Origin of the sequence: Saccharothrix saharensis, assembly GCF_006716745.1 — a bacterium.
GTDB lineage: Bacteria > Actinomycetota > Actinomycetes > Mycobacteriales > Pseudonocardiaceae > Actinosynnema > Actinosynnema saharense.
In genome coordinates, this window is the sequence record NZ_VFPP01000001.1 from 5,819,298 (window position 1) to 5,844,290 (window position 24,993).

The following is a 24,993-nucleotide window of genomic DNA, read 5'->3' on the forward strand; positions in this document are numbered from 1 at the left end:
GGAGTTGGAGACCATGCTCGATCTAGGGACTATAGACAGAACGGTGGATCGTCCGCCGTATCGGCAGATCGCCGACATCCTGCGCCGGCACATCGAGCGCGGTCGCCTCGCTCCTGGCGAGCAGTTGCCGTCTGAAGCCGCGATGATCGACCACTACGGCGTGGCTCGGATGACGGTTCGTGAGGCCATCAAGGAGCTGCGAACCGAGGGCCTGGTGGTGGCGCAGCACGGTAAAGGCGTCTTCGTGCGGTCGGCTCCGCCGGTGCGTCGACTGGCGTCGGACCGGTTCGCGCGGCGGCATCGACAGGAGGGGAAGTCGGCCTTCCTGGCTGAGGCCGAGGCGGCTGGGCACGTGCCGGGGGTCGACCAGATCCGGGTCACGAACGAGCCTGCGTCGGCTGAGGTGGCGGAGCGGTTGGGGTTGAAGCCGCGGGAACGGGTGATCGTTCGGTCGCGGCGGTACCTGGCGGATGGGCGGCCGGTGGAGGTGGCCACGTCGTACATCCCGGAGTCGATCGCCAAGGGGACGGCCATCGCGGAGGTGAACACCGGGCCCGGTGGAATCTATGCGCGGATCGAGGAGGCTGGGCACGAGCTGGCGCGGTTCACCGAAGAGGTGTCGGCGCGGATGCCTACGCCGGATGAGCGCAAGACGTTGGAGATCGGGTCGGGGTCGCCGGTGTTGACGTTGGTCCGTACGGCGTTCGACACCAAGGGTCGTGCGGTGGAGGTCTGCGACACGGTCAAGGTGGCCACGTCGTTCGTGCTGGAGTACGACGTCCCGGCCAAGTGAGCTCGTTGCAAAAGCGAAGAGAAGGGCGGAGTGGTTGAACTCCTCTAGACGACTAGCTACGGTGAACTTGTCTAGAGGACTAGGTGAGCTGATCGGCTCCGGTCAAGGAGCCCTACGGAAGATCGAGAAAGGTCTAACGATGGCTATTCCTGCTGGTCACAGGTTCCCGATCACCTTCGACGAGCTGTTCCCGCAAGGGTTCTTCGTGCTGAAGGTGGAGCGGGCGCAGGAGTTCAACGAGGGCAAGGCACCTCGCCCGGCCAACGACAAGGTGACGGGCCTGCCGGTGTGGACGGTGCAGGGCACGGACCCGTCGGCGCGGGGCAAGAACACCGGGGCGGTGGTCAAGATCGCGTCGGAGTACCAGCCGGTTCCGCCGGAGGTGCTGCCCGGTACGCCGTTCCGACCGGCCGTCTTCACGGGGTTGAAGGTGTCGCCGTACGTCCGGGACGGCTGGGTCAACTACACGATCTGGGCCGAGGAGATGCTGTCACCGCAGGACGCGGCCAAGGGGCGTCGGGGCAACGGCAAGTCGGACTCGTCGGCGGGCGCTCCGCCGGTTGCGGCCTGAGAGGGCACATCGTGGAGATTGAAGGACTGTTGACGCCCGGCCCGAACGCCAGGCCGGAGGTGGTCACCAAGCCGGGTACGGACTGGTACGGGCTGCGGCTGGTGATGGACCCCGGTGAGGTCGTGCTGGGGCTGCCGGAGGACGAGGACGGGCGGGCGAGGTTGGCGACCTTCCTGACCGAGCTGGGCAGGGCCTCGTACTTCCTCGCCGGGGTGCTCGACCCGTCCCCGAACCACCTGTTGATGCCGGGAGGCGGCACGGTGCTGTCGGACGCCACGTTCTTCGGGGAGTCGGGGCCGGGGAGTCGCCCGCGATGACGGCCGCCGCCGGGGCCAGGCCGAAGTACGCGGTCTTCTTACGGGCCAACTCCTTTGGGCGCGCCATGACGTTGGCGGGGTTCCGATCCGATTACGCGTTGGCCAAGGCCATGGGGCTCAACCGGTCGACGGTGAAGCGCGTGCGGACCGGTGAGTTGATGCCGGGGCCGGGGTTCATAGCTGGTGCGCTGAAGGCGCTTTCGCCGATGGCGTTCGAAGACCTGTTCGTGGTCGACGTCAGCGAGGAGTGACCGTGCCTGTGGGTGCGTGACAACTGAACAGTTCGCGGCTGGTCGGTGTGGTCGCGGGGAGACAGTCCAAGTCTTGGCGGGCTCCGGCTGTCCCCCTGCGACTCACCCGACTGGCTTCGCCATGCACTTTTGTTGACACACAGGGGATTCCAGTCATGTCAAGGGTATCTCGTCGCGGGGGACGTGCGTCAAGTCGGGCCGTCACCCCGTCAAGGTGGAAGCTGTCCAACGGTTCGAAGTGCCAGCGGTGCAAGCGGTTCGGTGTGTTCGCGCCCGGACAGCTCGCCTGCTGCGCCTGTCTGGGGTGGCTCGCGCTGATCTTCGCCCCGGCCAGGGGTGTGGTCTGATGGCGCGCTGGGTTGATCCGGCTCCGTTCGAGGGTGCTCGGCCTCGGGTGCCGTGGTGGGCGTTGGTGCCGGGCAAGTTGAAGTGGTTGGCGTTCGTCGTCGCGCTGGTGTGGCTGCTCCTGGTCGGTGTCGTGCGCCTGGTGCTCGTCGTGGTCCGGTACCCGGTGGTCACGCTGGTGCCGTTGACGGCGGCCTGGTGCTGGCTGTCGTTCGGGCTGTCGCCGCTGGTCCTGGCCTTGCTGAGCCTGACGGCGGGGCTCACGGTCTGGGCTGGCCTGCATCGGGCGTCGTTCCTGCGGCACGTGTGGTTCCGGCTGGTCACCGAGTACCGGCGGGCGACGGTGTACGTGCCGCGCTGGCGCACCACGATGCGCCTGGCTGAGCTGGCCAAGGACAACCGGGGACGTGAGTACCGGCCGAAGCTGCGGCGCATCCGGTCCGAGGGTTGGCGGGATCGGGTCCGGGTGCGGATGATCCCGGCGCAGGCACTGGAGGCGTGGGAGCTGCGCCGTGACGGCCTGGCGCACTCGTTCGGGGCGCAGTCGTGCCGGGTGCGGGTGCTGCGGCCGAAGATGATCGAACTCGACTTCATCCACTCCGACCCGTTGGCGCGGTCGCTGCCGGTGCCATCCCTGGCCGACGACGCTGACGCGGTCGACCTCAAGCGGGTAGTGGTCGGGCGCACGGAGACGGGCAAACCGTGGCGGATTCGCTTGCAGGGCAACCAAATCCTCGGCGTCGGCGTGCAAGGCGCGGGCAAAGGATCGGTGCTGTGGTCGATCATCTGGCACCTCGCGCCAGCGGTGCGTGCCGGTCTCGTGCGTCTGGTGGGGATCGATCCCAAGGGCGGTATGGAGCTGGGGCAGTGCTCGGACGCGTTCACCCGGCTGGTGTTCGACAACGGCCGTGAGGCGGTCGAGCTGCTGGAAGAGCTGGCGGCGGAGGTCAAGGAACGAGCGGCGCGGTACCGGGGTGTCCGCCGGCTGTGGGCGCGTTCGAACGGTGAGCCGTTCACGGTGCTGGTGGTCGACGAGCTGGCGGACCTGATCGCCTACCAGCCGGACAAGGGCTTGCGGGAGCGGGCCACCCGCGCCATCCAGACCATCACCTCACAGGGCCGTGCGCCGGGCTTCTGCGTCCTGGGCTTGGTGCAGGATCCGCGCAAGGAGGTCGTGGGGTTCCGGCACCTGTTCGGCACCCGCGTGGCGCTGCGCCTGGACGAGTCGGCGCAGGTGGACATGGTCCTTGGCGACGGTGCCCGTGCCCGTGGCGCTGCGGCTCACGAGATCAGCGAGCAGACACCCGGCGTGGCCTGGGTGAAGACCGATGGGCGTGGTGAGCCGGAGCGCGTGCGGGCCTTCCACGTCACCGACGCGGACTTGGTCGAGCTGGGCGTCTACCTGGCCGACGCGACCGTGCACGAGTTCCCGACCCGACCCGATGGCGACGCGACCGGAGGTGCTGCGGCATGACCACCCCTGTTGTCCCTGCGGTGCCGCTCGACGTGGCGGGCATGACCTCGGCCGAACGCGCCCGGCTGCCGCTGTCCCTCGACGTGGTCAAGGCGGCGGCCGAACAACACGGCGTCTGCACCCGGCCCGTGCTGCGGGAGGTCGTGGACCTGGACACCGGAGAGGTGCGGATCGTCGGCATCCGCTGCAACTCCACCCAGGAATCCAAGTGCCCGGCCTGCGCCGAACGCAACCGCCGCTCCCGCATGGCCCAGTGCCGTGAGGGCTGGCACCTCGACCACGAGCCCGTGGCCGAACGTCACGCACCCACGGTCGACCAGGTCGAGCTGGTTACCTACCGCTCGGACCTGACGGCCGAGTACCGCCGTGCTGTGGCTGAGGGAGCGATTGACCAGGTGGAAGACCTGCGCGAGGGCATCCGGGAGGCGGACGCGGACCTGAAGCGTGAGGGAGTCCGCGGGAACCTCCCCAACGTCGAGCGGTCCGGTCGACCGGCGCCCACGCGCTCCACCCGGCGCAGGCAGAACGCGCCGAACCTGCCTCGCCGGAAGGTCGCCAAGCGCACCGTGGGGCGGGAGTTCGCGGGCAAGTACCGGCCGTCGACGTTCATCACGCTCACCCTCGACAGCTACGGCAAGGTCGGGCCGGACGGTGCCCCGGTCGCCCCGGACACCTACGACTACCGGCGGGCCGCTCGGGACGCGGTGCACTTCGCCTCCCTGGTCGACCGGTGGTGGCAGAACCTCCGCCGGGTCGTCGGCTGGGACGTCCAGTACTTCGGCACGGTCGAACCACAACGCCGGATCGCGCCTCACGTGCACTTCGCCGTGCGCGGCTCGATCCCACACAAGGTCGTCCGGCAGGTCACGGCAGCCACGTACTTGCAGGTCTGGTGGCCCCAGCACGACCGGATGATCTATGGCGGCGACCGGCTGCCGGTCTGGGACATGCGGACCAAGGGCTTCGTGGACCCTGACACCGAGCAGCCGTTGACCGCCTGGGCCGACGCCGTCGCGAACCTCGACACCCCGGCCCACGTGGTCGAGTTCGGCCGCCAGGTCCACTCCAAGGGCATCCTCGGCGGCACGGAGGAGTCCGGACGGCACATCGGCTACCTGACCAAGTACCTCACCAAGTCCGTCACCGAAGTGGTCGAGCAGGACGCCTCACCGGGCCTGGCCGACCACGCCGATCGCCTGGCGGCGGAGCTGGCCGTCACGCCGTGCTCGGAGCGCTGCGCGGTCTGGCTGCTCTACGGCGTCCAACCCAAGGGCGTCACGTCCAAGACCACCCCTGGCCACTGCAAGGGCAAGGCACACCGCCGAGACACCCTCGGCCTTCCTGGTCGCCGTGTTCTGGTCTCGCGTCGCTGGTCGGGCAAGACGCTGGCCGAGCACAAGGCGGATCGGGCCACGTTCGTCCGTGAAGCCTTGGCCGCTGCGGGCATCGCCAAGCCGGACTCCGACCGGACCCGCCTCCAGTGGGGTCCGGTCCGACCTGGTGACCCGCACGCGCCATCACGGGCTGAACTGCTCATGCACATGATCGCCCAGCGTTTGGCCTGGCAAGCCGAGTACCAGCAGGCACAAGCCGTCCTCGTCCACCTACGACCACCGGAGCCAAACCTTTCAGCAACTTCACCGGTAGCGGCTTGACCAGGGGGAACGCCATGACTGACATGCGGGGGATTGATCGGCTCTGGGGTGTGGATGACGTGTCCGCCTACCTCGGGGTGCCGGTGAAGACGCTCTACCAGTGGAAGTGGCGGGGAGAAGGTCCGCCGGTCCGGAAGATCGGGAGGTACCTGCGTTACGTGCCTGACCAGGTGAGGGCGTGGGTTGACGGCCTGAACGAGCAAGCGGCGTAGGGGGGCTGTCGTGGGACACGTTCAAGATCGCTGGTGGAAGGACGTCCGCGACCCGGCGACCAAGGAGGTCAAGCGGGTCAAGACGTCGCTACACGGTCAGGGCCTGCGCTATCGGGTGCGCTACCTCGACCCGGAGGGGAACGAGAAGAGCAAGAGCTTCCCGGATCGTGCCAAGAAGGCGGCGGAAGACTTCCTGCGGGACGTGGAGTCGGCCAAGCATTCCGGTGATTACCGCGACCCGAACGCAGGCAAGATCACGCTGCGGGCGTACGGGGACGAGTGGTTTCGCGGGATGGCGTTCTCCGGTGGGACGCGGGCCTCGGTGCGGAGCCGGCTCGACAGCCTGATCTACCCGAAGCTCGGTGAGGTCGAGCTGGGCGCTTTGCTGCCTCGCCACATTCGTGACTGGCTGGCCTGGCTGACCTCCAAGAAGATCGCCAACAGCACCCGATCGGTGTGCTTCGTGCACTTGTCAGCCATCCTCGACGCGGCCGTGGATGACAGGCGGATCGGCTCCAACCCGTGCAAGGTCAAGAGCGTGCCTCGGCCACAGCCGGACAAGCGGAAGATCGTTCCGTGGACTCCGGAGAAGGTCGCAGCGGTCCAGGCGGCACTACCGAAGCGGTACCGGTTGGCTGTCACACTCGGGGCGGGCTGTGGGCTCCGTCAGGGCGAGGTGTTCGGGCTCTCCGACACGGACATCGACCGTGAGGCGAACATGCTTCACGTCGTCCGTCAGGTGACCGTGGTCGACAACCGCTTGGTGTTCGCACCGCCGAAGGGTGGCAAGGAGCGCTCGTTACCACTGGCTCAGTCGGTCCTGCGAGATATCGACGCCCACATCCGGCTCATCGAACCGGTGACGGTCACGCTGCCGTGGAAGGAGCCGGACGGCCCGCCTGAGACCGTACGGCTGATCCTGTCCACGGACGTTGGGGGAGCGGTCTACCGGTCCGATTTCAACCGGCTGGTGTGGCGGCCTGCGCTCGACAAGGCGGGCATGGGACGGACCAAGCGGCAGGACGGCATGCACGCGCTGCGGCACTTCTTCGCCTCGGTCCTGCTCGACGGCGGCGAGTCAATCAAGGCGCTCGCCGAGTGGCTGGGCCACGCTGACCCGGCCTTCACGATGCGCGTCTACACGCACCTGCTGCCGTCGAGCAACGACCGTGCGCGGCAAATAATTGACCGTTCGTCTTGGTTCGCGGTTAAGGAGGAGGAAGTTTTCTGTATCAGATGATTTTTACAAGTATGGCCGTTGCTGTTGCCACTACGATACTTGTTGTGGCGACCGCTATCGCGATCTTATTTCGCTGATTTGCTGGCCCTTCGGATCGCTCGTCTTCAAGGGTCCATGGTTTGATAACTGCATAGGTCCATGGAGCGCGAAATTCGCTGCGCACCATGAATATTGCTGTCAGTACAAAAGCAATTGAAAGTGGCCACTTCACGGAGAGCGGGGCGTTTCCCCAGCCGATTATGTCGGGTACGCGCAGTCCTGCGGATTGAAGGATGGTGGCGCCTAGACTGAGGGTGACTGTAGCTAGCATCAGTAGCGAGAATACCTGTGACGACTTCTCTCCATAGTGCGTCCGAAGTCTGGGCTTTTCGCTTGTTTTGCGCATTCGCGCCCATTGGTTGTTAATTGCCTCGCAGATGTCTTCTCGTCCTATGGCTACTGCTTGATATGAAGACAGTACAACTTCGACCGAGGTGGCCTTTACTCGTATCTCACTTAATTCCGCATCATTGAGGATCTTCATGTCGGCCGCTTCGTCTATATGTCCGCCTGAAAATTCTATAGTGACTTTTGATTCGTTGTCGTGCGAGAGCATTTTCACTAAAGCGTCGAGGTCGTCGATGGTGACGGAAACTCTTCCGAGATACTTTCGGGTGGATGTTTCCTGTCGATCTGATAGTTGAGGTCTGTGAACCGTCACGCATGTAGCTTATCGCTTCTGACGGCCTATGGACGGCCTGGCGACCGGATACAGCGTGTTATTCCAGGTCAGTCCGTCGGAGGAATGAAGGTGAAGTACAAGGAGACCGCGCGCGGCGGCCTGGCCGTCAACGTCATCGAGTGCTGACCCGGAGCGCGGGAGGTGGCTGTTCCGCCGCCTCCCGCGCTCGGGCGACTACGGCAGGACCGACTCGATCGCCTTCACGACGGTCTCGTCCTCCGGTTCGGTGCGCGGGCGGAAGCGGGCGGTGATGGTGCCGGACGGGGACAGCAGGAACTTCTCGAAGTTCCACTGGACGTCGCCCGCCGCGCCGTCGGCGTCCGCGAACGCCGTCAGCTCGGCGTAGAGCGGGTGCCGGGACGGGCCGTTGACGTCGATCTTCTCGAACAGGGGGAACGTCACGCCGTAGGTGGTGGAGCAGAACGTCGCGATCTCCTCCGCCGTGCCCGGCTCCTGCCCCGCGAACTGGTTGCACGGGAACCCGACCACCGAGAACCCCTGCGCCCCGTAACGCTCCTGCAGCCGCTCCAGGCCCTCGTACTGCGGCGTCAGGCCGCACTTCGAAGCGACGTTCACCACCAGCAGCGCCTTGCCCGCCAACGCCCCCAGGCTCGACGGCTCACCGGACAGCGTGCGCAGCGGGATGTCGTGGATGCTCATGACGGCGAGGCTACGTGCCGCTCCACCAAGGCCCGCAACGCCGCCATCTCCGCCGCCAGCGCCGCCCGCCCGGCCGGCGTGACGTCGACCCACGTCCGGGGCCGCTTGCCGTCGTACCCCTTCTCCACCGCGACCAGGCCGGCCCGCGCCAGCACCGCGATGTGCCGCGACAGGTTGCCCGCCGTCAGCTCCAGGGTGGACCGCAGGTAGCCGAACTCGACCCGCTTCGCCTCGGCGGCCACGGTCAGGATGCCCAGCCGGTGCTTCTGGTGGACCACGTCGTCCAGCGACGCGGTCGGGTGCTCAGCCACGGCGCAGGCCCGCCAGCCCGCCGACGAGGAGCACCAAGCCGGGCAGCACGACCACGCTGCCGGTCGTCCAGGCGGTGGGGTGCGGGACCGCGAGCGGTGTGAAGGCGGCCGACACGCACAGCGCCACGAGGTACGCCGCGGTGGCGGTGGTGAACCGGGTGCTGCGCTCCAGAGCGGCCAGCACCACCAGGCCGAGGCCGATCGCGATGAACGGCGCGATCGCCGGCTGGTCGTGCTGGAGCACGGCCGTGCCCAGCACCGCCGCCGGCAAGGTCGCCACGCGCGGCGCGCCCCGGTGCCACAGCGCGGTCGCCACCGCCAGCACGATCAGCCCGACGGCCGTGCCCGAGTGGAACCGGAACGGCAGGGCGTCCAGCGCCACCCCGACCACCGGGCCGCTCAGCCCGATCGCCGACGCGCCGAGGTAGCCCCGCGTGGACGTCTCGATGCCCACCCGCGCGCCGCGCCGCCGGTACCACCACACCGTCGCCAGACCGCCCGCCACCAGCACGACCAGCCAGTACGCGCCCAACAGCACGGGATGGCGCACGGCGAAGGCCCACGTCGGCTCCTCCGGCGGCACGTGCAGCGGCAGCGCCAGGAACGACGCCACGCCGAAGAACAGCAGCGGGAACGCGTAGGCGTGCCGGTCCGCCCGCGCCCGGCGGCGCAGGGCGGCCAGGTCACCCAGCAGGTCTGCCACGCAGTCAGATTTGCACCGCAAACCAACGGCGTCAACCACGGGGTCGGAAGATCGTCACCACCACCCGCAACCCCAGCAGCACGCTGATGACCAGCAGGTTGTAGCCGAACACCTGGAACAGCGAGAGGTCCGGACCGACCTCCGGCCCGCCGTCCGCGCCCAGCAGCAGCACCGCCATCACGCCCGCCGTCGCACCGAGCACGGTCAGCATCACCTGGTGCAGCAGCGAGACGATGAACCGCCGGTCGCGCTCGTCCGCGAACAGCCGCACGCCCAACCCCAGCCGCCCCTGCTCCAACGCGCTGGAGATGCGGTCCACCCGCCGGGGCAGCCGCCGCAGCATGGGCAGCACCGCGTGCAGCTCCTCGGCCACCGTGCGCCGCAGCGACTCCGGCGACAGGTGCTCGCTGAACTGCTTGTCCGCGAACGACCGCGACTCGACCACGATGTTGAACCCCGGTGACAGCGCGCCCAGCGTGCCCTCCACCGTGGCCAGCGCCCGGAACACCGCCGCGATCTCCGGCGGGATGCTCAGCCCGTGCCGGTAGACCAGCTTGAACAGGTCGCCGAACATCTCCACGTCCGGCCGCATCCCGGTGCTCAGGTGTCGTGCCATGAACTGCCCGAGCGCGCGCTCCAGGTGCTGCTCGTCGATCTCGTCCGGCCTGGCCACCAGTTCCAGCAACGCGTCGCGCAGCCCCGCCGGGTCGCCGTGGTCGACGGCCAGCAGCAGCTTGCCCAGCGCCGACCGCAGCTGCGCGTCGATCCGGCCCACCGAGCCGAAGTCGAGCATGCCGAGCCTGCCGTCACCCAGCAGCATGATGTTGCCGGGGTGCGGGTCGGCGTGGAAGACGCCGTCGACGAGCACCTGGCGCAGCAGCGCGTCGAGCAGCGCGCGGGCCAGCGCGTCCCGGTCCACCGACTCCAGCGACGCCGACCGCACCGGCACGCCGTCCAGCCGCTGCATGACCAGCACGCGTGCCGTGCACAGCCCTTCGTGCACGGCCGGCAGCACCACGCCGGTCCCGTCCGACGCCGCCCGCACGGCCGCGAGGTTGCGCGCCTCGACCCGGAAGTCCAGCTCCTCGCGCAGCGCGGCGGAGAACCCGGCGGCCAGGTCGCGCACGCCGATCGCCTTGCCCCAGCGCGTCCGGTCGTGCAGCGTCGACGCGAGCCGGTGCACGATGTCGAGGTCCCCCTCGGCCACCCGCCGCACGACTGGCCGCTGCACCTTCACCACGACGTCCTCGCCGGACCTCAGCCGTGCCCGGTGCACCTGCGCGACGGACGCGGCGGCGATCGGCCGCTCGTCGAACTCGGCGAACACGTCCTCGGGCGGCTGCCCCAGTTCGGCGACCAGCACCTCGCGCACGGCCGGCCACGGCGCGGCGGGCACGTTGTCCTGCAACAGCGTCAGCTCGTCCACCACGTCCGGCGGCAGCAGGTCGGGCCGGGTGGACAGCACCTGGCCCAGCTTGACGAACGTGACGCCGCCCTCCTCCAGCGCCAGCCGCAACGACCGCGCCAGGCGGGTGTCGGTGCGCTCCCGGCCGCGCAGGTACGGGCCGAGGCCGTGGCGGAACGCGATGGCGGTGATCCGGGAGTAGCGGCGGGTGCGCGAGATCCGCCCGCGCAGCGCGCGCCACCACTCGGTGGGCGGCGGGACCGAACCGGTCGGGACCACGATCTCGGCGAACGTGAGCACGCCGATCATCAGCAGCAGCGCGACGCCGATCTGCACGGTCGCCAGCGCGGGCGTGGTCTCCGGGCCGGGCATGGCGCTCAACGCCGCCTCGCTGGACGTCAGCCCGACCATGCACGCGAGCGCGGTGCGGATCAGGCCGACGTGGAGCCCGAGGATGCGTCGCGCGGCCAGCGCCATGCCGAGCACCAGCGCCAGGAACGTCACCGGCACCCCGACCGTGTAAAGCAGGAAATCACCCATACGTCTTCCCCCCAGCGTTCGCGCGGAGGATAGAGCGGTCTCCCTGAGACGGTGCGTGGTGTGAGCAGAGCTCCGATCACTCGGATGGCTCACTGCCGGGGTGGTGGCGGTGATGGCCTAGTCAGGTTCCTGTTACCGCTGGTTTTCACGGATGTGAAGAGTGTTGACGGTTCTGGAGGGCAGTCCCTACGGTCCCCTGAGAGGTCCGAGGACCTTCGCGGTCTCGTGGGAGGGCCCCGACTTCGGCGGCGGTGTCGCGGGCCCTTCCACGAGCGCCTCGCGGCGTCGTCAGAGGTCGAACACCGGGCCGGTCTCGGCCAGCATCACGCACGGGTTCGGGTACTCCGCCTCGAACGACCGGGTCTCGCCGCGCCACGTGCCGGACGCCTTCACCCGCACGGGGTCGAACTCCATCGTGCACAGCGCCTGCCCGGTGGACAGGCCGTCGATCTGCCCGTCCACATCGGACAGTGCGAGGCAGGCCTGGTCGGCTCTGGGGTGCAGGCCGCCCGCGGGTTCGCACGTCAGGTTCGAGAGTTGGAACGCCTCGCCGCGCTGCACGCTGAGCACGAAGCTCGACTCCGGTGCGGTGAACGCGGGGATCAGTGCGGCCATGGCCGCGAACAAGGGGAGTGGTGCCATGCGACCAGACTGACCGCCGCGCACCGCCGCCTCCAGCGAACTCACCGGATCGTGTGGTTTCCTGCGCGGTGGCCCGGCGGTGCCCGCGGGACCGCCGACGCTGCGGATCTTCGATGTGAGGTGGATCACTCTCGCGCTGGGCTGTGCGGCGGTGCGGGCCAGGGTGGGCAGATGGCTTCCGAGGTGCGCAGGGTGGCGCTCGCGAGTTCGGCCGGGAACGCGGTGGAGCTGTACGACTTCCTGCTCTACGGCACCGCGTCGGCGCTGGTGTTCGACAAGCTGTTCTTCCCCTCCTTCGACCCGCGCATCGGCACGCTGCTGGCGTTCGCCACGTTCGGCGCGGGTTTCCTGGCCCGGCCGCTGGGCGGGGTGGTGATCGGCCACTTCGGCGACCGCGTCGGGCGGCGGTCGATGCTCGTGCTGACGTTGACGGTGACCGGGTTGTGCACGGCGGCGATCGGGCTGCTGCCGACGTACTCCTCGATCGGGCTCGCCGCGCCGTTGCTGCTGGTGCTGCTGCGGGTGGTGCAGGGGTTCTTCCTCGGCGGCGAGCAGGGTGGCGCGACGTTGATGGCGGTCGAGCACGCGCCGCCGGGGCGGACCGGCTGGTACGGGAGCTGGACGTTCCTGGGTTCGCCGATCGGGTTGCTGCTGGCCAACGGGGCCATGGCGGCGTCGACCGCGGTGTCCGGCGACGCGTTCCTGAGCTGGGGCTGGCGGGTGCCGTTCCTGCTCAGCCTGGTGCTGGTGGGTGTCGGGCTGTACGTGCGGCTGTCGGTGGAGGAGAGCCCGGTGTTCCGCGAGGTGCGGGAGACGGCGGGGGCCGTGCGGCTGCCGGTGGCGGTGGTGCTGCGGCAGTCGTGGCGGAAGGTGCTGCTGGGCGCGGGGGTGAACCTCGGGTTCAACATGTTCATCTTCGTGGTGGCGACGTTCGCGGTGTCGTACGGGACGCGCCAGCTCGGGATGGCGCGGGGGACGTTGTTGAGCGCCGGGCTGATCGGGGCGTTCGCGCAGGCGGTGGCGATCCTGGTGTTCGCGCGGCTGTCGGACCGGGTGGGGCGGTTGCCCGTGATGCTGGGCGGGGCCGCGTTCCTGGGCGTGTTCGCGTTCCCGCTGTTCTGGCTGCTGGAGACGCGGTCACCGGGGTTGGTGGTGCTGGCGATGGTGGTGGCGTTCGCCGGGTCCGCGGCGGTGTTCGGGCCGATGCCCGCTTACTACGCCGAGCTGTTCGGCACGCGCGTCCGGTACAGCGGCGTGTCGTTGAGCTACCAGCTCGGGGCCGTGCTGGGCGGTGGTCTCTCGCCGGTCGTCGCCACCTGGCTGCTGGGCGTGACGCCGACCCACGACTCGTGGCCGATCTCGCTCTACCTCATCGTCGGCGCCCTGATCAGCGCCCTCTCGCTCCTCGCCATCGGCGAAACCCTCCGCCGCACCCCCTCGTGAGTCGAACGCTCAGGACCCGCGTGTCGAACGCTCAGGACCCCTGAATTCAACGCTCAGGACGGCGAGCGGTGTTCTGAGCGTTGAACTCAGGGGTCCTGGACGTACGACACGGTGGGCCTGAGCGTTCGACACTCGCGGTCGTCGGCGGCGACCGCGGTCCGGTGCGTCGGTTCAGCCGAGCGGCACGACGCTCCCGGTCCGCGCCGACGCGAACGCCGCCTCGACCACCTCCAGCCCGGTCACCGCGTCCGCCACCGGAACGGGCGCCTGGCCGGCCGCGACGGCCGCGTAGAAGTCCTGGTAGGACCCCGGTGACGTGCGCACCGGCTCCGTCCCGAGGACGCCCCACCGCTCCTCCGGCTCCTCGCCCCACCCCGGACCGCCGGGCACCTCGCCCGCCTTCAACGCCTCCTCCTGCGGGTCCATCCCGTGCTTCACGTACGCCGACCGGTCGCCCAGCACCCGGAACCTCGGCCCCGGCGACGCCGCCAGCGCCGACGCCCACAGGTGCGACACCGCGCCGGACGGGTGGGTCAGCGCGAGGAACGCGTCGTCGTGCGCGCGCGCACCCGCCCGCAGCGTCCGCACCTCCGCGTACACGCTCGTCGGCCGCCCGAACAACGCCACCGCCTGGTCCACCAGGTGCGTGCCCAGGTCGAACACGATGCTGCCCAGGTCGGCCGGGTCGCCGGACTCCTTCCAGCCCTCCTTCACCTCCGGCCGCCACCGCTCGAACCGCGACTCGAACCGGTGCACCCGCCCCAGCGCGCCCTCGCCGACCAGCCGCGCCGCGGTCCGGAAGTCACCGTCCCAGCGCCGGTTGTGGAACGGCGCCAGCAGCAGCCCCCGTGACGCCGCCAGCTCCGCCAACTCCCGCGCCTCGCGCGCGGACGGCGCGAACGGCTTGTCCACCACGGCGTTCAGCCCGTGCTCCAACGCCGCCCGCGCGTGCGCGGCGTGGAACCGGTTCGGCGTGGTCACCACGACAAGGTCGAACTCGTCGGCCCGCCGCCACACCTCGTCCACGGACCCGATCAACTCGGCCGACGGGTAGCGGGACGCCACCTCGGCCCGCCGCTCGGGGTTCGACGTGACGACGGCGGTCAGCGCCAAGCCGGGCGTGGTGGACAGGAACGGCGCGTGGAAGGCGGCTCCGCCGAGCCCGTAGCCGATGAGTGCGGTGCGCATGTCCCGAACCCTAAGCGTCCCAGGACGTGGACGCCCTGTCGCGGCCCGTCACGCACCGCTACGTTCTGCACCATGATCCCGCTCGTGACCCGTCGGCACGTGGACTACGTGCGCGTCACCGGCATGGCCTGTCACCGCGGCTGATCGAGCCCGCGAACCGAGCACGCCCGGTGTCCTCGGCGTGCCCGCACACGAGACAGGAGTCCGCCCCCATGTCCTGGTCCTTCGACACCAAGCAGGTCCACTCCGGCGCCGCGCCCGACCCCGCGACCGGCGCGCGTGCCACCCCGATCTACCAGACCACCTCGTTCGTGTTCCGCGACTCGGCGCACGGCGAGGCGCTGTTCAGCCTCGCCGAGCCGGGCAACATCTACACCCGCATCAACAACCCCACCCAGGACGTCCTGGAGCAGCGGGTCGCCGCGCTGGAGGGCGGCGTGGCGGCGGTGGCGTTCGCGTCCGGGCAGGCCGCCGAGACCGCCACCGTGCTCAACCTGGCCCGCGCGGGCGACCACCTGGTGTCCAGCGCGTCGCTCTACGGCGGCACGTACAACCTGTTCCACTACACGCTGCCGAAGCTGGGCATCGAGGTGTCGTTCGTGGACGACCCGGACGACCTGGACGCGTGGCGCGCCGCCGTGCGGCCGAACACCAAGCTGTTCTTCGCCGAGTCGCTGGCCAACCCGCGCAGCAACGTGCTGGACATCGCGGCGGTCGCCGAGGTGGCGCACGCGGCGGGCGTGCCGCTGGTCGTGGACAACACCGTGCCCACGCCGTACCTGGTGCGGCCGATCGAGCACGGCGCGGACATCGTGGTGCACTCGGCCACGAAGTACCTGGGCGGGCACGGCACCGCGGTCGCGGGCGTCGTGGTGGACGGCGGCACGTTCGAGTACTCCGACGCGGCGAAGTTCCCGGACTTCACCGAGCCCGACCCCAGCTACCACGGGTTGCGGTACTGGCCCGCGCTCGGGCACGGCGCGTTCGCCGCGAAGCTGCGGGTGCAGGGCCTGCGCGACACCGGCGCCGCCATCGCGCCGCTGACCAGCTTCCTGATCCTCCAGGGCATCGAGACGCTGTCGTTGCGCATCGACAAGCACTCGGCGAACGCGCTGGAGCTGGCCCGGTGGCTCGAGGCGCGCGACGAGGTGGAGAAGGTGCACTACGCGGGCCTGCCGTCGAGCCCCTGGCACGACCTGGCGCAGAAGTACCTGCCGACGGGCGCGGGTGGCGTCGTGTCGTTCGAGCTGCGCGGCGGCGTGGCGGCGGGCCGGGCGTTCGTGGACGGCGTGGAGCTGTTCAGCCAGCTGGTGAACATCGGCGACGTGCGCAGCCTCATCGTGCACCCGGCCAGCACCACGCACAGCCAGCTCACGCCCGAGCAGCAGGTGATCTCCGGCGTCACGCCGGGGTTGGTGCGGCTGTCGGTCGGCATCGAGGGCGTGGAGGACCTCAAGGCCGACCTGGAGTCGGGCTTCCGGGCCGCCAAGTCGGTGCTGTGAGCCCCGAGACCACCTCCGGGAAGACCCCTCCCACCGCCGGCGGGTGGCGGGAGGGGGACCCGAACGGTCGACGGCGGTGGTTGCGCGGCGCCCTGCCGGGCCTGCCGCTGTCGATCGCGTACGAGACCTGGGGCGAGCTGAACGCCGACCGCTCGAACGCCGTGCTGGTGCTGCACGCGCTGACCGGCGACAGCCACGTGGCGGGACCCGCCGGACCGGGCCACCCCACGCCGGGCTGGTGGGACGGGCTGGTCGGGCCGGGGCGCGCGCTGGACCCCGAGCGCTGGTTCGTGGTCGCGCCGAACGTCCTGGGCGGTTGCCAGGGCACCACGGGCCCGTGGGCGACCGCGCCGGACGGCCGGCCGTGGGGATCGCGGTTCCCCCGCGTCACGGTGCGCGACCAGGTGGCGGCCGAGGTGCTGCTGGCCGACGCGCTGGGCGTCGACGCGTGGGCCGCCGTGCTCGGCGGCTCCATGGGCGGGATGCGGGCGTTGGAGTGGGCGGTGTCCGAGCCGGACCGCGTGCGGTCGCTGCTCGTGCTGGCCGCGCCGGCGGCGTCCACGGCCGAGCACATCGCGCTGGCGTCCGCCCAGCTGCACGCCATCCGGCTCGACCCGGTCGGCGGCCTCGGCGTGGCGCGCCGGATCGCGCACATCAGCTACCGCAGCGAGCCGGAGCTGGCCGCCCGGTTCGGCCGCGAGGTGCACCCGGACGGCCGGTACCAGGTGGAGTCGTACCTGGACCACCACGCGGCCAAGCTGGTGCGCCGGTTCGACCCGGCCAGCTACGTCACCCTCACCGAGGCCATGAACAGCCACGACGTGGGTCGCGGTCGGGGCGGGGTGCGGGCCGCGCTGCGCCGCGTCACGGCGCGCGCGGTGGTGGCCGGGATCGACTCCGACCGCCTGTACCCGCTGCGGCAGCAGGCGGAGATCGCCGACGCCGTGCCCGGCGCCGGCGACCTGCGCGTGGTGACCTCGCCCTACGGCCACGACGCGTTCCTCATCGAGGTCGACCAGGTGTCGAAGCTCGTCTCGGAACTGCTGGAGACCGGCTAGAACCCGGCCGTGATGCGGGTGAACTCCCAGTCGGCCTGGGGGACGCCGCTGCAGGTGGACGACACCTGGCCGTCGCACCCGCCGCGGTCGCGGTTGACCGCCCAGAACGAGAACCGGCCCAGCCCGTTGGACTTCGCCCAGTCGCGCAGCTGCGTCCACGTCTGGGGCGTCGTCACCTCGCGCTGGTCGGACAGGCCGTTCATGCCCGAGATGCCGGTGTGCCGGAACGCCTCCGCGTCCGACCACCCGAACGTGGTCTTCAGCTTGTCCTTCAACGCGGTGGTGGCGTTGATCGTGTCCGCGCCGATGTTCGAGCTGCCGAAGTCGAACGGCATGATCGTGAACACGTCGACGCCCGCGCCGATCGCCGCGGCCCGCTCGATCAGCCGGTTGCCCCACGAGTTCGGGCCGGTGGTCGTGGTGCCGAAGGTGACGATGGTCTGGATGCCCGGGTTGTTCGCCTTGACGATCTTGAGCGCCTCCAGGATGCGGTCCTGCACGGCGGCGTTCTCGAACTCGTCGGTGTTCTCGATGTCGATGTCGATGGCCTTGAGCCCGTAGGCGTTGATGACCTGCTGGTACGCGCCGGCCAGGGCCTGCGGGGTCGAGCAGTTCGGGCCGAGCTTGTTGCCGCTCCACCCGCCGAACGACGGCACGACGTCACCGCCCGCCGCGCGGATCTGCTGGATGGCCTGCGCGTCGATGCCGCCGGTCAGGGGCCGGTTGCCGTCCCACGCGGGGTTGCAGCCGCCCGACGACAGCACGAACGCCATGGTGAACCACTTGACGCCGGTCGTGCTCATGATCGTGGCCGGCGCGGGCGGGTTGCCCCAGCCCAGGAACAGGTACGGCGCGCCGCGACCGCCGGTCGGGTTGGTGCCGGGCTGGGTGGTCGCGAAGACCTGGTTGGACGGGCCGGAGGTGTTCGCCGCGGCGTCGCGGGCCCGGACCGTGAAGGTGTACGCCGTGGAGGCGTTCAGGCCGCTCACGGTGGCGGTGGTGCCGCTGACCGTGGTGGCGACCGCGCTGCCCCGGTACACGTCGTACGCGGTCACGCCGACGTTGTCGGTCGACGCGGTCCACGCCAGCGAGACGGTGTTGCTGGTGGTGCCGGTGACGCGCAGGGAGCCGGGCGCGCTCGGCGCGACCGTGTCACCGCCGCCGCCACCGGTGCAGGGAGCTCCGTTGACGGTGCAGTTGAGCGGCGCGCCGGACCCGGTGCCGACGAAGCCGAAGCCGGCCGACGCGCCGACGGCGACGGCGCCGTTGTACTCGCGGTTCGTCGCCACGTAATGATCACCCGATCGGGTGACAAGCGCGTCCCAGTACGACCCGAGCGAGGTGCCCGCGGGGAGGTCGAACTCGACCCGCCACGAGTTGATGGCGGACGGGCCGCCGTTCGCGACGGTGAACTTGGCCTCGAAGCCGCTGCCCCAGTCCTGGGTCTTGGCGAACGTGGCGGTGACGCCCGGCGCCGCTTGCGCGACCGGGCCCACGACCAGTGATCCGATGGCGAGTGCGCCTGCTGCGAGCAGCGCGCTCGTTCGTCGTGACATGAGGAGTCCTCCTCGGCGGGATCGGCAGGGTGAATCGCGCCCACCTCGGAGAATGGTCTAGACCAAATCAAAAGGCAAGGCTGTTGACGGTTTTCCCGGCCCGGGGCCGCGGGGGAACCGGGCGAACAGGACTATTCGTCCAGCGCGGTGGCGATCCAGGGCGACACGGGCAGGTCCCGCATGCCGCACTCCACGGCCAGCTTCACCGTCCACCGCAGCGCCTGGAGCACCACCGTGGCCAGCTCCTGCGGCTGCCCGTTGGCCAGCGCGATCTCGATCTGCTCGGCGGCGGCCTCCTGGTCGCCGTGCACCTCGGCGAGCAGCGTGCGGATCGCGGTGCGCACGGGCGGGTCGGCGTCGTCGATCGGCACCTCCTGCCCGTCCTCGTCGAAGACCTGCATCTTGACCGGTGTCGCACCGCCCGAGCCCAGCGCGGCGACCATGTCGCTGCACTCGGAGAACAGCAGGAGGACCAGCTCCCGGATCTCCTCGTTGCCCTCGGGCGAGCCGCTGAGGTACCCGGTGACGAGGTCGACCGCGACCGCGTCCTCCCCGACCTTGGCCGCGGTCAGGGCCTCGCCGGCCACGGCCTGGAGCCGCGACCAGCGATCCGGATCTTGCTGCGGGTGCATTCAGCCATCTTCCAACACGGAGTAGGGGCGCACAGCTCTGCATATTGCCTACCCGGTGGTGTTCGCCCGCCGCAACGCCTTGTCCGGGGCGTGGCCCGTCCGGTATGGGCCCGCCAGGTGTGAGCCCGCCCGATGTGGGTACGGCTGCGCGCGTGCTACCGGGGTATGACACTCCGCGGGGGCATGTGCGGGCGCGGCCTGCCGCCTAGCATCGGGGCCGTGATCCGCACCCTCCTCCAGGTCGTGCTGTTCCGCGACCGCACGCGGGTCTTCGACGGCTTGCGCTTCCGCCTGCCGCTGATGGTGCTGGTGCTGCTCTACGGGCTGGTCATCGCGATCGTCGTGAGCTCGGCCTACGTCTCGAACGAGGACCCGGACGGCTGGTGGCCGCTGCTGTTCGCCATCATCGCCGGCAGCACCGCGCTGACCCTGCACTCCACCCTCCTGGCGTGGCGGGTGGCCACGGCCGGCCTGGTGGCGATGAAGCTGCTGATGCCCTCCGAACCGTCCGTGCTGGGCAGTTGGCAGTGGTGGTGGTACGTGGCGGTGCTGCTGGCCGTGGCGACCGCGCACCGCGGCCGGGTCGTGCTGCTCGTGGCGTTGATCACCTCCGGCGTGGTGTTCGCGCTGGGTCACCCCACCGACGCGCTGCAGACCACCGCCATCCTGCTCCCGCTGATCCTGCTCGGCTACGCGGTGGGCGCGCGCGGGCGGGCCGAGCAGCGGTTCCACGAGGAGCGGGACGAGAAGGCGGCGCTGGTCGAACGCGCCCGGATCGCCCGCGAGATGCACGACGTGGTCGCGCACCACATGTCGCTGGTGGTGGTGCGGTGCGAGACCGCGCCCTACCGGATCGCCGACCTGCCCGAGGCGGGCAAGCGCGAGTTCGCCGAGCTGGGCGCGGCGGCACGGGCCGCGATCACCGACATGCAGCAACTGCTGGGCGTGCTGCGGACCGACGACCAGCGGGTCGACCGGGCGCCGCAGCCCGGGTTGGCCGACATCCGGTCGCTGCACGCGGACGCGTCCGTGACCGACGCCGAGGTGCCGGCCGCGGTCGGGCTGACCGCGTACCGGATCGTGCAGGAGGCGTTGACCAACGCGGGCCGCCACGCGCCGGGCTCGGCCACGACGGTCGCCGTCGACCTGGTGGGCGACCGGCTGCGGGTCGTCGTGCGGAACACGGCCGGCGGGCCGTCGCGGGGCGGTGGCGGCGGGCACGGGCTCAGGGGCATGGCGGAACGGGTGGCGGTGCACGGCGGTGCGCTGACCGCCGAGCCGACCGCGGACGGGGGGTTCGAGGTGCTCGCGACGATTCCGGTGGGCGAGCCGTGATCCGGGTGCTGGTGGCGGACGACCAGGAGATGGTGCGGGAGGGGTTCTCCGCGCTGCTGGACGCCCAGGACGACATCACGGTGGTCGGGTCGGCCGGTGACGGCGTCGCCGCCGTCGGCGAGGTGCGCCGGTTGCGGCCGGACGTGGTGCTGATGGACGTGCGGATGCCGGAGATGGACGGGCTGACCGCCACCCGGCTGCTCGCCGACGACCCGGTCAAGGTGCTCGTGCTGACCACGTTCGACCTGGACGACTACGTGTACGAGGCGCTGCGGGCCGGTGCGAGCGGGTTCCTGCTCAAGCACGCGCCCGCGAGCGAGCTGCTGGCGGCGGTGCGGGTGGTGGCGCGCGGTGACGCGCTGCTGGCGCCGTCGGTGACCAAGCGGCTCATCGAGGACTTCGTGAAGGCGCAGCCCGTGCGGGTGGTGAAGCCCGCCGCGCTGGGCGCGTTGACCGAGCGGGAGACCGAGGTGCTGCGGCTGATCGCGCAGGGCCTGTCGAACGGCGAGATCGCCGCGCACCTGGTGCTGGCCGAGCAGACGGTGAAGACGCACGTCAGCCGGGTGCTGATGAAGCTCGGCCTCCGCGACCGGGCGCAGGCCGTGATCGCGGCCTACGAGTCGGGCCTGGTGGTACCGGGGTAGGGCCCGGGGAACGGCACCTCGGGGTGACGATCCGGGTGCCGTGGTCTTCCTAGCTTCGGCGCCATGCCGAAGAAGATCGCGTTGGTGGCCGCGCTGCTGGTGCTGGTCACGCCCGGTGGCGAGCCGCCGCCGTGCACGCCCCGGGTCGAGGTGCACGGCGACCTGGCGCGTGCCGCCCACGTCGCGGTGGTCGTGCCGGGGTCCGATGTGGATGATGAGCGGTTCGACGCCACGGTCGGGCGGATGGCCCGCGCGCTGCACGCGTCCGTCGGGCGGGACGACGTCGCGGTGGTCGCGTGGCTGGGGTACCGGACGCCGTCCGGGCTGGGGGTGGACGCGGCCGGCGGCCGGTTGGCGCGGGCGGGCGCGGTCGCGCTGGACGGGTACGTGCGGACGCTGCCGGGACACGTGCACCTGATGTGCCACAGCTACGGGTCGGTCGTGTGCGGGCTGGCCCAGCCGCCCGCGGCCGACGTGGTGTTCCTCGGGTCGCCCGGTGTGCGGGTCGACGCGGTGACGTCCGGTGCGCGGGTGTGGGCGGCGCGGGGCGGCCGGGACTGGACGCGGTGGGTGCCCTCGGTGCGGCTGGGCGACCTGGGGCACGGGCCCGACCCGGTCGACCCGGCGTTCGGCGCACGGGTGTTCGACGCGGGTGACATCAGGCACGACGAGTACTTCCGGGAGGGCACGCCGTCGCTGCGCGCCCTGTCCCGGATCGCGGTGGGGGAGGCGCCATGACGCAACGGGACCCGGTGGTCGACGCGACGCGCGCGATCGCCATCGTCGGGGTGGTGCTGGGGCACTGGCTGGTCACGGCCGTGGTGCTGACCGGGGACGGGCTGGTGGTGGACAGCCCGCTGCGGTGGGTGCCGGAGCTGGCACCGCTGACCTGGGTGCTCCAGACGCTGGGCTTGTTCTTCTTCGTCGGCGGGTTCGGCGCGGCGCGGTCGGCCGTGCCGTGGTGGTCGCGGGCGCGCGGGCTGGTGCTGCCGGTGGCCGTGCTGCTCGGCGCGTGGGGGGCTGTCCTGTTCGGACTGTCGTTGCGCGGGTCGCCGCAGCAGACCGTGTGGACGGCCGGGTACCTCGTCGTCACGCCGCTGTGGTTCCTCGGCGTGTACGTCGTGCTGCTGGCGTGCACGCCGCTGTTCCGGCGGTTGCGGTGGTGGGGTGTGGTGGTCCCGATCGCGCTGGTGGCGCTGGACGTCGGCTGGGTGAACGTGGTCGCGGTGTGGTGGGCACCGTGGCAGGTGGGGGTGATCGTCGCCCAACGCGGGCTGAGCCGGTCGTGCGGCGCGGGGCTGCTGGTGGCGGGCGGGGCGGCGTTCGCGCTGTTGCTGAACGCGGGCTACCCGGCGAGCGCGGTGGGCGTGCCGGGCGCCGCGGCGTCGAACCTGTCGCCGCCGTCGGCCGCCGCGCTGGCGCTGGCGATGGCCCAGGTGGGGCTCGTGCTGCTGGTGCGACCGACGTTTCGGGCGCGTGCGCTCAACGCGCGGGCGTTGCCGATCTTCCTGGTGCACCAGAGCGCGTTGCTGGCGGTGACGCTGGCCGGCGCGGTGTTCGGGCCGTTGCGCGGCCTGCACACGCCGCCGTCGGACGCGCTATGGGTGCTGGAGCGCGGGACGTGGCTGCCGGTGTTCACCGGGGTGTGCCTGCTGCTGCTTCGGCACCGCCGCGGCCAGGGCGGCGACGATCGTCGCGCCGTGCAGGACGACCATCGCGCCGGTCGGTTCGAGCACCAGCAGCGGCGGCACGCAGGCCAGCGCGGTGAGCAGCCAGGGGCGGCGGCCGTGGCACGTGCCGGCGTGCGCGGTGTGCAGCAGGTACCAGCCCAGCAGCAGGTGGATGAGGTTCTGCAGCGGGTCGACCTTGAACACGACCAGCGTGCCCGCCGCGCCCGCGAAGCCGGTGACGACGAACCCGAGCACGCCCAGCACGCCGTACCCCGCGCCGAGCGTGACCGCGAGCCGGGTGCGGTGGGTCTCGCGGGTGCGGCACGGGCTGAGCGCGGCGTTGCGCTCGAAGCGGTGGAACACCAGCAGCAGCGGCAGGAGCAGCAGCACCAGCACGGCCAGCCAGCGCGGCTTGGTGGCGACCCAGTCGAACGCGGCCGGGGAGTCCAGCAGGCCGAGGACGCCGACGACGGCCGCCAGCACGGTCAGGTAGCCGAGGTAGACCGTCATCGGCGTGGTGCGGGCGAACTCGACCACCCGCCACGGGTGCCCGCCCGCGAGCCAGGCCTCGACGCGGGGCTTGAGCAGCAGCACGAGGCTGATCTGGGCCAGGCCGAGCACGAGCAGGCACACCGTGGGCGGGCTGAGGTTCGAGCTGCCCTCGCCCGGCAGCGGCATCATCGTGCGGGGGTAGCCGCCGAACGTGATCAGCGCGAGCAGGGCGGGCACGGCGGCGAGCGCGAGGACGCCGAGCACCCGGCGTGACACGCGGTGCAGGCTGCCGTCGGCGTAGTGGAAGCCGAGCTGTTGCAGCAGCAACGCGCCCAGCACGAGGTTGAGGTAGCCGCCGGTGCGCCAGGCGAAGCCGATGCGGGCCAGGTCGACCGCGATCATCGCGGCGACCAGGGCGACCGGCGTGGCCAGCCGGGCGTGGCGGTGCAGCCAGGCCATGACCGGGGTGGCCGCGACCGCGACCAGGTACAGGCCGAGGAACCACAGCGGGTGCGCGATCAGCCTGCCGAACATCTCCACGCGCGACTTGTCGACGTCGAGCAGTTCCAGCGGCAGCGGCAGGACCAGCCAGGCCAGCACGAACGCCAGCACGGGGCGCAGCAGCCAGGAGATGCGCCCGGCCAGGTAGCGGCCGTAGCCGCCGTGCTCGGCCTGCACGGCGTGCCAGCCGATCAGGTTGGCGTGCCCGCCCGCGAAGTAGAAGACCGGGATGGCCTGCAACGCCCAGGTGAGCAGCCACAGCCAGGTCGCGCTCACACCCGCCCAGTGCAGGACCGTGATCACGGACTGGCCGACGACCACCAGGCCCAACGCGCCCAGCCGCAGGAACGTCGCGTAGCGGTCGTTCGTGGCCCGTGGTGCGGGCGCGTCGGCGGGCTCGTCCCGGTCGTGGCGCCGGGGCAGGCGGGCCAGCAGGAGGAACACCACGACGGCGCTGCCGAAGCCCCAGGCGAGCACGGGTTCGTGCCCGGGCGGACCCCAGCGCTGCCGCCACGAGTTGAACTCCAGGCCCGCCGCGTAGAGCTGGGCGGTGGCGTGGCACCGGGTGGCGTGGCCGCGCGGGTTGACGTCGCACCGGGCGTGCATGTCGAGGGCGAGGCGGGCGTCGAGCGCCTTGCGGGCGTCCTGGCCGAGCGGGCGGCCCTTGTGCTCGGCGTAGCGCAGCAGGTCGTAGCCCAGGTCGTGCGCCTTGCAGCCGCTGCCGAAGTCCCACTCGGTGTCGCCCGCGGGTCCCGAGCACCCGCCGTTCGGGTCGATGGCCCGCACGGTCCCGTCCGCCTGCGTGACCGCGATCGGCCTGCGGTTGGCCACCTGGTCGAAGTCGGCGGGGAACCCGATCAGCGGGTTGGCCGTCGACGGGTTCGCCATCGCCTCGACGGCCCGCGCGGCCACCGCGACGTCACCGCTGAGCGGCGAGGTGTCGGTCGCGCCCGCCGGCCGGGACGCGATCACGCCGCACACGAACACGGCCAGCGCCACCAGCACGAACCGGAACCAGGCGGGCAGGCGGGCGAGCAACCGGAGCCCCGGCCACCCCCCGGTGGTGTTCACCGCCACGTCACCCATCGGCAGCCCAGCGTACGCGAGAGTCGAACGCTCAGGACCCGAGAGT

Annotated in this window: 24 protein-coding genes and 1 pseudogene; 15 read left to right on the forward strand and 10 right to left on the reverse strand. The window is 70.9% G+C overall.

Going from position 1 to position 24,993, the window contains the following annotated elements; all coding sequences use genetic code 11:
* Positions 1 to 13 precede the first annotated feature (13 nt).
* The 8 genes from FHX81_RS26225 (at position 14) to FHX81_RS26260 (ending at position 6,858) form a co-directional block, all read left to right on the forward strand.
* Positions 14 to 793: a GntR family transcriptional regulator gene (locus tag FHX81_RS26225; RefSeq protein ID WP_141984145.1), complete on the forward strand. Its 780-nt coding sequence runs from the start codon at positions 14 to 16 to the stop codon at positions 791 to 793.
* 139 nt (positions 794 to 932) lie between these two features.
* Complete coding sequence (locus tag FHX81_RS26230; RefSeq protein ID WP_141980707.1) at positions 933 to 1,364, forward strand: hypothetical protein; 432 nt, start codon at positions 933 to 935, stop codon at positions 1,362 to 1,364.
* Between the two features lie 11 nt (positions 1,365 to 1,375).
* Positions 1,376 to 1,681, forward strand: coding sequence for a hypothetical protein (locus FHX81_RS26235; protein ID WP_141980708.1), 306 nt, complete (start codon positions 1,376 to 1,378; stop codon positions 1,679 to 1,681).
* Positions 1,678 to 1,932 (forward strand): transcriptional regulator, encoded by a 255-nt coding sequence (locus FHX81_RS26240; protein ID WP_246107978.1) that lies wholly within the window; start codon positions 1,678 to 1,680, stop codon positions 1,930 to 1,932. The genes FHX81_RS26235 and FHX81_RS26240 overlap by 4 nt, the downstream gene beginning before the upstream one ends.
* Positions 1,933 to 2,278: 346 nt before the next feature.
* The gene (locus FHX81_RS26245; RefSeq protein ID WP_141980709.1) at positions 2,279 to 3,751 is read left to right on the forward strand and encodes an FtsK/SpoIIIE domain-containing protein; all 1,473 of its coding nucleotides are present in this window, start codon (positions 2,279 to 2,281) and stop codon (positions 3,749 to 3,751) included.
* Entirely contained in the window at positions 3,748 to 5,406 is a 1,659-nt protein-coding gene (locus FHX81_RS26250) for a replication initiator (protein ID WP_141980710.1), read from the forward strand. The genes FHX81_RS26245 and FHX81_RS26250 overlap by 4 nt, the downstream gene beginning before the upstream one ends.
* Before the next feature lie 23 nt (positions 5,407 to 5,429).
* Complete coding sequence (locus FHX81_RS26255; RefSeq protein ID WP_170232468.1) at positions 5,430 to 5,618, forward strand: helix-turn-helix transcriptional regulator; 189 nt, start codon at positions 5,430 to 5,432, stop codon at positions 5,616 to 5,618.
* A gap of 10 nt (positions 5,619 to 5,628) precedes the next feature.
* A complete protein-coding gene (locus FHX81_RS26260; protein WP_141980713.1) occupies positions 5,629 to 6,858 on the forward strand; it encodes a tyrosine-type recombinase/integrase in 1,230 nt (409 codons plus the stop codon).
* Here the strand turns inward: FHX81_RS26260 and FHX81_RS26265 are convergent.
* The 6 genes from FHX81_RS26265 to FHX81_RS26290 all read right to left on the reverse strand — a co-directional run bounded on the left by FHX81_RS26265 (position 6,851) and on the right by FHX81_RS26290 (position 11,840).
* Complete coding sequence (locus tag FHX81_RS26265; RefSeq protein ID WP_141980715.1) at positions 6,851 to 7,558, reverse strand: hypothetical protein; 708 nt, start codon at positions 7,556 to 7,558, stop codon at positions 6,851 to 6,853. The two genes, FHX81_RS26260 and FHX81_RS26265, sit on opposite strands and share 8 nt — an antisense overlap.
* A gap of 195 nt (positions 7,559 to 7,753) precedes the next feature.
* The gene (locus tag FHX81_RS26270) at positions 7,754 to 8,239 is read right to left on the reverse strand and encodes a glutathione peroxidase (protein ID WP_141980717.1); all 486 of its coding nucleotides are present in this window, start codon (positions 8,237 to 8,239) and stop codon (positions 7,754 to 7,756) included.
* Complete coding sequence (locus tag FHX81_RS26275; RefSeq protein WP_141980719.1) at positions 8,236 to 8,550, reverse strand: transcriptional regulator; 315 nt, start codon at positions 8,548 to 8,550, stop codon at positions 8,236 to 8,238. The genes FHX81_RS26270 and FHX81_RS26275 overlap by 4 nt, the downstream gene beginning before the upstream one ends.
* A complete protein-coding gene (locus FHX81_RS26280; protein WP_141980720.1) occupies positions 8,543 to 9,253 on the reverse strand; it encodes a hypothetical protein in 711 nt (236 codons plus the stop codon). The genes FHX81_RS26275 and FHX81_RS26280 overlap by 8 nt, the downstream gene beginning before the upstream one ends.
* 31 nt (positions 9,254 to 9,284) lie before the next feature.
* On the reverse strand, positions 9,285 to 11,198 hold the full coding sequence (locus tag FHX81_RS26285; RefSeq protein WP_141980721.1) for an ABC1 kinase family protein: 1,914 nt from the start codon (positions 11,196 to 11,198) through the stop codon (positions 9,285 to 9,287).
* Positions 11,199 to 11,486: 288 nt separating this feature from the next.
* The gene (locus FHX81_RS26290; RefSeq protein WP_141980722.1) at positions 11,487 to 11,840 is read right to left on the reverse strand and encodes an SSI family serine proteinase inhibitor; all 354 of its coding nucleotides are present in this window, start codon (positions 11,838 to 11,840) and stop codon (positions 11,487 to 11,489) included.
* 171 nt (positions 11,841 to 12,011) lie between these two features.
* Here FHX81_RS26290 and FHX81_RS26295 point away from each other — a divergent pair, with 171 nt between their 5' ends.
* The gene (locus tag FHX81_RS26295) at positions 12,012 to 13,283 is read left to right on the forward strand and encodes an MFS transporter (RefSeq protein WP_141980723.1); all 1,272 of its coding nucleotides are present in this window, start codon (positions 12,012 to 12,014) and stop codon (positions 13,281 to 13,283) included.
* Positions 13,284 to 13,454: 171 nt separating this feature from the next.
* On the opposite strand, the gene FHX81_RS26300 is transcribed toward FHX81_RS26295, so the two are convergent.
* Positions 13,455 to 14,471: a Gfo/Idh/MocA family protein gene (locus FHX81_RS26300; protein ID WP_141980724.1), complete on the reverse strand. Its 1,017-nt coding sequence runs from the start codon at positions 14,469 to 14,471 to the stop codon at positions 13,455 to 13,457.
* A 212-nt stretch (positions 14,472 to 14,683) separates the two neighbouring features.
* Between FHX81_RS26300 and FHX81_RS26305 the strand changes: the two genes are divergently transcribed.
* Both FHX81_RS26305 and metX read left to right on the forward strand, forming a co-directional pair.
* On the forward strand, positions 14,684 to 15,973 hold the full coding sequence (locus tag FHX81_RS26305) for a bifunctional o-acetylhomoserine/o-acetylserine sulfhydrylase (RefSeq protein ID WP_211363564.1): 1,290 nt from the start codon (positions 14,684 to 14,686) through the stop codon (positions 15,971 to 15,973).
* Entirely contained in the window at positions 15,970 to 17,031 is a 1,062-nt protein-coding gene (gene metX / locus FHX81_RS26310) for a homoserine O-acetyltransferase MetX (protein ID WP_141980726.1), read from the forward strand. Before FHX81_RS26305 ends, metX begins: the two co-directional genes overlap by 4 nt.
* Here the strand turns inward: metX and FHX81_RS26315 are convergent.
* Both FHX81_RS26315 and FHX81_RS26320 read right to left on the reverse strand, forming a co-directional pair.
* The gene (locus FHX81_RS26315) at positions 17,028 to 18,587 is read right to left on the reverse strand and encodes a cellulose binding domain-containing protein (RefSeq protein WP_141980727.1); all 1,560 of its coding nucleotides are present in this window, start codon (positions 18,585 to 18,587) and stop codon (positions 17,028 to 17,030) included. The genes metX and FHX81_RS26315 overlap by 4 nt on opposite strands.
* A gap of 131 nt (positions 18,588 to 18,718) precedes the next feature.
* Positions 18,719 to 19,219 (reverse strand): hypothetical protein, encoded by a 501-nt coding sequence (locus tag FHX81_RS26320; RefSeq protein ID WP_141980728.1) that lies wholly within the window; start codon positions 19,217 to 19,219, stop codon positions 18,719 to 18,721.
* 219 nt (positions 19,220 to 19,438) lie between these two features.
* On the opposite strand from FHX81_RS26320, the gene FHX81_RS26325 reads away from it, so the two are divergent.
* The 4 genes and pseudogenes from FHX81_RS26325 to FHX81_RS43040 form a co-directional block, all read left to right on the forward strand.
* Positions 19,439 to 20,554 (forward strand): sensor histidine kinase, encoded by a 1,116-nt coding sequence (locus tag FHX81_RS26325; RefSeq protein WP_141980729.1) that lies wholly within the window; start codon positions 19,439 to 19,441, stop codon positions 20,552 to 20,554.
* Complete coding sequence (locus FHX81_RS26330; RefSeq protein WP_141980730.1) at positions 20,551 to 21,198, forward strand: response regulator transcription factor; 648 nt, start codon at positions 20,551 to 20,553, stop codon at positions 21,196 to 21,198. The genes FHX81_RS26325 and FHX81_RS26330 overlap by 4 nt, the downstream gene beginning before the upstream one ends.
* A 63-nt stretch (positions 21,199 to 21,261) precedes the next feature.
* Positions 21,262 to 21,936, forward strand: a complete 675-nt coding sequence (locus FHX81_RS26335; protein ID WP_141980731.1) for an alpha/beta hydrolase — start codon at positions 21,262 to 21,264, stop codon at positions 21,934 to 21,936.
* Positions 21,933 to 22,736 (forward strand): annotated as a pseudogene (locus FHX81_RS43040) (acyltransferase family protein); the annotation flags it as partial. The gene FHX81_RS26335 and the pseudogene FHX81_RS43040, both read left to right, overlap by 4 nt.
* A 60-nt stretch (positions 22,737 to 22,796) precedes the next feature.
* Here FHX81_RS43040 and FHX81_RS26345 read toward each other — a convergent pair.
* Positions 22,797 to 24,947, reverse strand: a complete 2,151-nt coding sequence (locus FHX81_RS26345; protein ID WP_141980732.1) for a phospholipase A2 — start codon at positions 24,945 to 24,947, stop codon at positions 22,797 to 22,799.
* Between the last annotated feature and the right edge of the window lie 46 nt (positions 24,948 to 24,993).